Annotated in this window: 6 protein-coding genes and 1 pseudogene; 3 read left to right on the top strand and 4 right to left on the bottom strand. The window is 68.1% G+C overall.

What is annotated here, in order from left to right:
• Positions 1 to 213, bottom strand: a pseudogene (locus tag CF70_RS22105) (hypothetical protein); the annotation flags it as partial.
• A 7-nt stretch (positions 214 to 220) separates the two neighbouring features.
• Positions 221 to 2,335, bottom strand: coding sequence for a bifunctional 2',3'-cyclic-nucleotide 2'-phosphodiesterase/3'-nucleotidase (locus tag CF70_RS22100; RefSeq protein ID WP_235185159.1), 2,115 nt, complete (start codon positions 2,333 to 2,335; stop codon positions 221 to 223).
• Positions 2,336 to 2,573: 238 nt separating this feature from the next.
• Between CF70_RS22100 and modA the strand changes: the two genes are divergently transcribed.
• The 3 genes from modA to CF70_RS22085 all read left to right on the top strand — a co-directional run bounded on the left by modA (position 2,574) and on the right by CF70_RS22085 (position 4,899).
• Entirely contained in the window at positions 2,574 to 3,395 is an 822-nt protein-coding gene (gene modA / locus CF70_RS22095) for a molybdate ABC transporter substrate-binding protein (RefSeq protein WP_051648776.1), read from the top strand.
• 102 nt (positions 3,396 to 3,497) lie between these two features.
• Complete coding sequence (modB, locus tag CF70_RS22090; RefSeq protein WP_035869673.1) at positions 3,498 to 4,169, top strand: molybdate ABC transporter permease subunit; 672 nt, start codon at positions 3,498 to 3,500, stop codon at positions 4,167 to 4,169.
• 7 nt (positions 4,170 to 4,176) lie between these two features.
• On the top strand, positions 4,177 to 4,899 hold the full coding sequence (locus CF70_RS22085; protein WP_035869659.1) for an ATP-binding cassette domain-containing protein: 723 nt from the start codon (positions 4,177 to 4,179) through the stop codon (positions 4,897 to 4,899).
• 18 nt (positions 4,900 to 4,917) lie between these two features.
• Here the strand turns inward: CF70_RS22085 and CF70_RS22080 are convergent, their stop codons facing one another.
• A complete protein-coding gene (locus CF70_RS22080) occupies positions 4,918 to 5,442 on the bottom strand; it encodes a class IV adenylate cyclase (RefSeq protein WP_035869656.1) in 525 nt (174 codons plus the stop codon).
• 32 nt (positions 5,443 to 5,474) lie between these two features.
• A complete protein-coding gene (locus CF70_RS22075; protein ID WP_035869652.1) occupies positions 5,475 to 6,074 on the bottom strand; it encodes a LysE/ArgO family amino acid transporter in 600 nt (199 codons plus the stop codon).
• Positions 6,075 to 6,161 lie beyond the last annotated feature (87 nt).

The following is a 6,161-nucleotide window of genomic DNA, read 5'->3' as shown; positions in this document are numbered from 1 at the left end:
CGCGTCGCCGGCCGGGCCGGCCAGCGTCTGCCACTGGGCCAGTTCCAGGTGCCGCGCGCTGGCGTGCTCGCGCCACGCCGACGCCCCGCCCACGCAACCTGCCGCCACCGTCACCGCCACCAGCGCGGCGGCGATAACCGGATGCACACGGCGCAGGCGGCGCCGGGGCGCGTTGCGCGCCGGCGTGATCGTTCCGTTCGCGATCGTGGTCATCGTTGCCTTACTGGTTGAGGTCGACGCTGTACAGCGACAGGTTCTTGTTGGTGTCGTAGCCCGCCTGCTCCAGCGCGATATTGGCCAGCCCGGCTGCCTGCGCCTGCGCAAGCTGGTTGGCGGCGGAAGCGAACACCACCTTGCCGGCCGTGGCTACCTTGGTGAAGCGCCAGCTGCGCGCGGCGCCGTTGGCGGCGCGCGTGATCGCGCCAGCCTTCTTGATATACGCGATCAGCACGTCGCGGCTGGCGTCGGGCGCGCCATAGACCGTCTTGCTGCCGTCCAGGCCGGGGAAGTTGCCGCCGCCGCTGGCGCGGTAGTTGTTGGTGGCGACAATGAACTGCTGGCTGGCATCCAGCGGCACGCCCTTGTAGGCGAGGTTCTTGATGCGGCTGCCTTCGGGCTGCGTCACGTCGATCTCGTATTGCAGGTCGGGCGAGGTGAACATGTCGAAGTTGTAGCCGGGGAAGCTGCTGATCAGTGGCTGGTCCGCCGTCTTCGCCGGATCGATCTGGTTGAAGCGCTTTGCAGCCGTCTCCAGCCAGGCCTTGACATCGGTGCCGCTGACCTTCACCGCGTAGATGGTGTTGGGGTAGAGGTAGAGATCCGCGGCATTGTTGATGGCGAGGTTGCCGGACTGCACGTCCGTGAAGTCATTGCCGCCGCCGAAGCCGCTCTTGAACGGCGCCGACACCGACAGCACCGGCAGCGAGGCCAGCGCCGGCAGGTTGGCGGCGATATAGTCCTTCACGTAGGCGGCCTGCGCCTGGTTGACGATCTGGATCGCGCCGGGATCGCCCACGTCGGCGAAGTACGTGCTCATGCGGTAGTCGGTGGTGCCGATCGGCGTCTTCACATAGGCGATGGTGGCCTGGTGCTCGGCCTCGACCGCCGCCGCCACGGTGGCATCGGGCGCCACATAGCTCTTGTCGGCATTCTGGATCGAGCGCGCCTCCACCGTGGTGGCGCTCTTGTCGACCACCCAGCGGGTGCCGTCATGCGCCAGCTGCAGCTTGATCACGCCAAGGCGGCGGCCCCAGTAGTCGGCCATCACGGTGGGCACGCCGTTGACGGTGCCACGCACCTTGTCCACGCCCGGCAGGTTGAACTGCGCCACCGTGCTGGTGGCGTCCGGGAAGACCTGGTGCGAGTGGCCGATCAGCATGGCGTCTACGCCGGCTATCCTGGCAAGATGCCAGCTGCCGTTCTCCATCGCGGGTGAGTAGGCGGAGGCATCGAGCCCGCCGTGGGAAATCACCACCACCAGGTCGGCGCCCTTGGCGCGCATCTCGGGCACAAACTTCTCGGCGGTTTCCTTCACGCCTTCGGTGTAGACCTTGCCGTCGAGCCAGCGCTTGTCCCAGCTCATGATGGCCGGCGGCGCGAAGCCGATGATGCCGACCTTGACCGGCACCGTGACGGCCTTGCCGTCGGGGCCCGTGGCGGTGATCTGGCGGGTGATGATGGTGTAAGGCTGGAACAGCGGCGCGCGCGTGCGCACGCTGTACACATTGGCCAGCACCTGCGGGAAGGCCGGGCCGGCGCACGGCGTCTGCACGGTCGGGTCCGGCAAGCCGTCGACATTGAAGCGGTTGCCCGTGACCTGGTTCAGGTAGCCCAGCCCGTAGTTGAATTCGTGGTTGCCGATGCCGCCGCCATCGAACTTCGCGGCGTTCATCACCTTGTACATGGCCAGCGTGTCGCCGCACTTGAGCGGGTTGACCTGGGCCTGGTAGTCGGCCAGCGCCGTGCCCTGGATGGTGTCGCCGTTGTCCAGCAGCAGCGTGTTGGGAAATTCGATGCGGGCTTGCTTGATCAGGGTCGCCACGCGCTCGAAGCCGAAGGATTTGTCCTCGGCCAGCTTGAAGTAGTCGTAGCTGCGCACATTGGTGTGCAGGTCGGTGGTTTCCAGCAGGGCCAGCGTGGCCTTGGTGCCAGCCGTGACGCTGCCGCCCTGGGGCGTGGCGCCCGTGCTGGCGGGGCTGTCGTCGGAGCCGCAGGCGGCCAGCAGCGCAGTGGCGGCCACGGCGGCGGCTATGGCGGAAAGCCTGGGGACACCGGAGATCCGGGACGAAGCGATGACGGCACGCGCTCGCGTGACGACGGTCGGACTGCTGGTCATTTGTGGCTCCCTTCTTTCTTGTTGTGCCTGGAGCCGGACATTGTCCCGAGCGCAAATGGCAGCAGAGTGACGCGCGCATTACGCCGCTGTGACGGCGGGCGCGGACCGGAGCGAACCATTCACGATGCCCAGTCCTGACAGAAAGTGTCATTGACGCCGCGTTATATACCATCATATATTGCGCTTTTGGCAGGCGGCATTTGCTTGCCTGGCCTGCTATCCAACCGTCGCCACCACCATGCCCGTGCAACTGCCCGCCACCCCGCTGCCTGCCCAGTCCCGCCTCCCCCGCGGCGCCCGCCGCACCGCCTCGCTGGCGGCCGGCCTGCTGCTGTCCGCCACGCTGGCGCTGTCCGCGCCGGCCGCCTTTGGCGCCGACCTGGTGGTGTCCGCCGCGGCCAGCCTGACCAATGCCTTCAAGTCGCTCGCCGAATCCTACGAACGCGCCCACCCGCAGACCAAGGTGGTGCTCAATTTCGGCGCTTCCGACGTATTGATGCAGCAGATCGTCAATGGCGCGCCGGCCGATGTGTTTGCCTCGGCCGACCAGGACGCGATGAACAAGGCCGTGACCGAGCGCGTGGTGCAGCCCGCCTCGCGCCGCGATTTCGCCGCTAACCAGCTCGCGCTGATCCTGCCGGCGGACAGCAAGCTGGAAGTCGGCAAGCTGCAGGACCTGGGCCGCCCCGAATTCAAGCGGGTGGCTTTCGGCAACCCGGCATCGGTGCCGGTGGGCCGCTATACCAAGGGCGCGCTGGAAGCGGCGGGCGTGTGGGATGCCGTGTCGGCCAAGGGCGTGATGGCGCAGAACGTGCGCCAGAGCCTGGACTACGTGGCGCGCGGCGAGGTGGATGCCGGCTTCGTGTTCGCCACCGATGCGGCCATCATGCCGGAGAAGGTCAAGGTGGCGCTGCGGGTGGCGACGCGCCAGCCGGTGACCTATCCGATCGCCGTCACTGCGAATTCGAAGCAGCCAGCGGAAGCCGCGGCGTTCCTCAGCTATGTGCTGTCGCCGGAAGGCCAGGCGGTGCTCGCCAAGTATGGATTCCTCAAGCCTTGAGCCTTGAGCCTTGAACCCTGAACCCTCGCGCGCCGCCGTCAACCCGAACTCACTGCACCGCCTGCCCGGCCTCGCCGGCGGGCGTCAATCCCGATGACCACCCTGGAAGCTGTCTGGGTACCGCTCTCGCTGTCGCTGAAGGTGGCAGGCTGGGCGACCGTGCTCAATGCCGTGCTCGGCGTGGGCGCGGCCTTTGCGCTGTCGCGCTGGCAATCGGCCGCGCGCGACGTGGTGGACGCCCTGCTGACGCTGCCGCTGGTGCTGCCGCCCACCGTGCTCGGCTACTACCTGCTGGTGCTGGTCGGGCGCCGTGGCATCTTCGGCGAATGGCTCGGCCGGCTCGGCATCGAACTGGTCTTTACCTGGCAAGGCGCGGTGGTGGCCTCCACCATCGTGGCGTTCCCGCTGGTGCTGAAGTCGGCGCGCGCCGCCTTCGAAGGCGTGGACGCCCAGCTTGAAGACGCCGCGCGCGTGCTCGGCACGCCGGAGGCCGGCATCTTCTTTCGCGTGACCTTGCCGCTGGCATCGCGCGGCATCATTGCCGGGGTGCTGCTGGCCTTCGCCCGCGCGCTGGGAGAATTCGGCGCGACGCTGATGGTGGCGGGCAACCTGCCCGGCCGCACGCAGACCTTGTCCGTTGCCATCTATGAGGCCGTGCAGGCCGGCGACGACAACACCGCCAACCTGCTGGTGCTGGTCACCTCTGTCACCTGCGTGGTGCTGCTGGTGGCTGCCGGCCGGCTGGTGCCGCCCACGCGCAAGGCGTTCCGGTAGATCCGCCATGACCATGCAAGTCACCGTACGCAAGCAGCTCGGTTCAGCGGACCGCCATTTCGCGCTGGATATCGCGTTTGACTCGGACAGCCGGCGCATCGCCCTGTTCGGGCCCTCCGGCGCCGGCAAGAGCCTGACGCTGCGGGCCATCGCCGGGTTGCTGACACCGGACAGCGGCCGCATCGTACTGAACGGCCGCACGTTGTTCGACAGCGAGGCACGCATCAATGTGCGCCCGCAGGAGCGGCGCGTGGCCTATCTGTTCCAGGACTACGCCCTGTTCCCGCATCTGACTGTCGAGCAGAACATCGCCTTCGGGCTGGCGCGCGGCTGGCGCAACCCGCGCCGCGGTGCCAGCCATCCGGAAGCCCGGCGCTGGATCGATGCCTTCGGCCTGCGCGCGATTACGGGCAACTACCCCGGCGAAATCTCCGGCGGCCAGAAGCAGCGTGCCGCGCTGGCGCGCGCGCTGGTGGCGCAGCCGGATATCGTGCTGCTGGATGAACCCTTCTCCGCGCTGGACCCGGCGCTGCGCGTGCGCATGCGCGCCGAGCTGCGCGCGCTGCAGGCCAACCTGGAAGTACCGATGCTGGTGATTTCGCACGACCCGGACGACGTGGAAGCGCTCGGCGACCACGTGCTGGAAGTGCGCGAAGGCAGGATCTTCGGTGCGGCCCCGGTCAAGGGGCATCCGCAGGTGTACGCGCCGGCTTCCGCGCACATCGTCTGAACGCGCCGGCGCGCGCGGCTAGTTCCCCGCGGCGGCCGCGCGCAGCAGATCCACGTAGGCCGTCTCAATCAATTGCCCTTGCGCGACGCCCAGCTTGCCCAGTAGCGCATGGGCCTCGGCCACGCCGGCTTCGGCGGGTTCCCCGTCCGCCAGCACCACCTCCAGCTCGAGAAAATCCCCCAGCCCCTCCACGCGGTCCAGATGCACCCGCGTGCGGCCCACCAGGAACAAGGTGCGGGCCTTGCGCACGCGCCCGTTCTCGCCCCAGGCCGCGGCCAGCGCCGCGCGCAGGGTGTCGGGCTCGGCGGCCGGCGAAATGATGTAGTGGCTCTCCTTCGGCCCGGCCTGGTCGGCACGCGCGTAGAAGATCAGCTGGCCCTCGCCGGCCGGGAAGGCTCGCAGCTTGAGCCGGCCGTTGGGACAGGCAAAAAAGGTATCGTCCTGCAGGATCAGCTCGGGGCCATGGTCGGCCAGCGGCGCCACCAGGGGCACCAGCGCGTCCAGGCTGGCGATATGCGCTTTGATCTCTATGTTTCTCGGCATGCGGTATTTCCGGTACTGACGCTGTATGCCGCTCAGGACAACAGCAGCCTGGCGGCGATCACCCACATGGTAATGCCGATGACAATCTCCAGCACGCGCCATGCGGATGGTCTGGCGAACACCGGCCGGAGCAAGGCCGCGCCATAGCCGAGCGCGAAGAAGAAGAGGAAGGAGGCCACCACGGCGCCCGCCGCGAAGGCTTGCGTGTGGCCCGCGAACTGGGTCGATACGGAACCGATCAGCATCACCGTGTCGAGGTAGACATGGGGATTGAGCCAGGTCAGCGCCAGGCATACCGCCAGCGTGGCGGCCAGCGGCCTGGGCTCGGCATCGCTGGGCGCGAGTACGCCGGACGTACGCCACGCCGTCCAGAAGCTGCGTGCGCCGTACCACAGCAGGAAAGCCGCGCCGCCGTAGCGCATGGCATCGCCCAGCCAGGGCAGCTTGCGCATCAGCACCGAAAACCCCGACACGCCCATCAGGATCAGCGCGGCATCGGACATGGCGCACACCAGGCAAACCCAGAACACATGCTCCCGGCGCAGGCCCTGGCGCAGCACGAAGGCATTCTGCGAGCCGATGGCAAGGATCAGCGACAGGCCGAGGCTAAAGCCCGCGATGGCGGCGTCCATGCTCAAGCCCTCGCAGCGGCCACCAGGCCGGACATCGGCTGCGCCGGTTCCTCCGGGAACTGCGTGCATCCGCCAGCGCGGAAGAAG

The organism is Cupriavidus sp. SK-3 (genome assembly GCF_000611145.1).
Classification (GTDB): domain Bacteria; phylum Pseudomonadota; class Gammaproteobacteria; order Burkholderiales; family Burkholderiaceae; genus Cupriavidus.
This window is presented reverse-complemented; position numbering and strand designations above follow the sequence as displayed.

Bases quoted from the DNA above. Each gene is read 5' to 3' on its own strand.
- modA (WP_051648776.1), top strand. From the start codon at position 2,574: ATGCCCGTGCAACTGCCCGCCACCCCGCTGCCTGCCCAGTCCCGCCTC.
- CF70_RS22075 (WP_035869652.1), bottom strand. From the start codon at position 6,074: ATGGACGCCGCCATCGCGGGCTTTAGCCTCGGCCTGTCGCTGATCCTT.
- CF70_RS22100 (WP_235185159.1), bottom strand. From the start codon at position 2,335: ATGACCAGCAGTCCGACCGTCGTCACGCGAGCGCGTGCCGTCATCGCT.
- CF70_RS22080 (WP_035869656.1), bottom strand. From the start codon at position 5,442: ATGCCGAGAAACATAGAGATCAAAGCGCATATCGCCAGCCTGGACGCG.
- CF70_RS22085 (WP_035869659.1), top strand. From the start codon at position 4,177: ATGACCATGCAAGTCACCGTACGCAAGCAGCTCGGTTCAGCGGACCGC.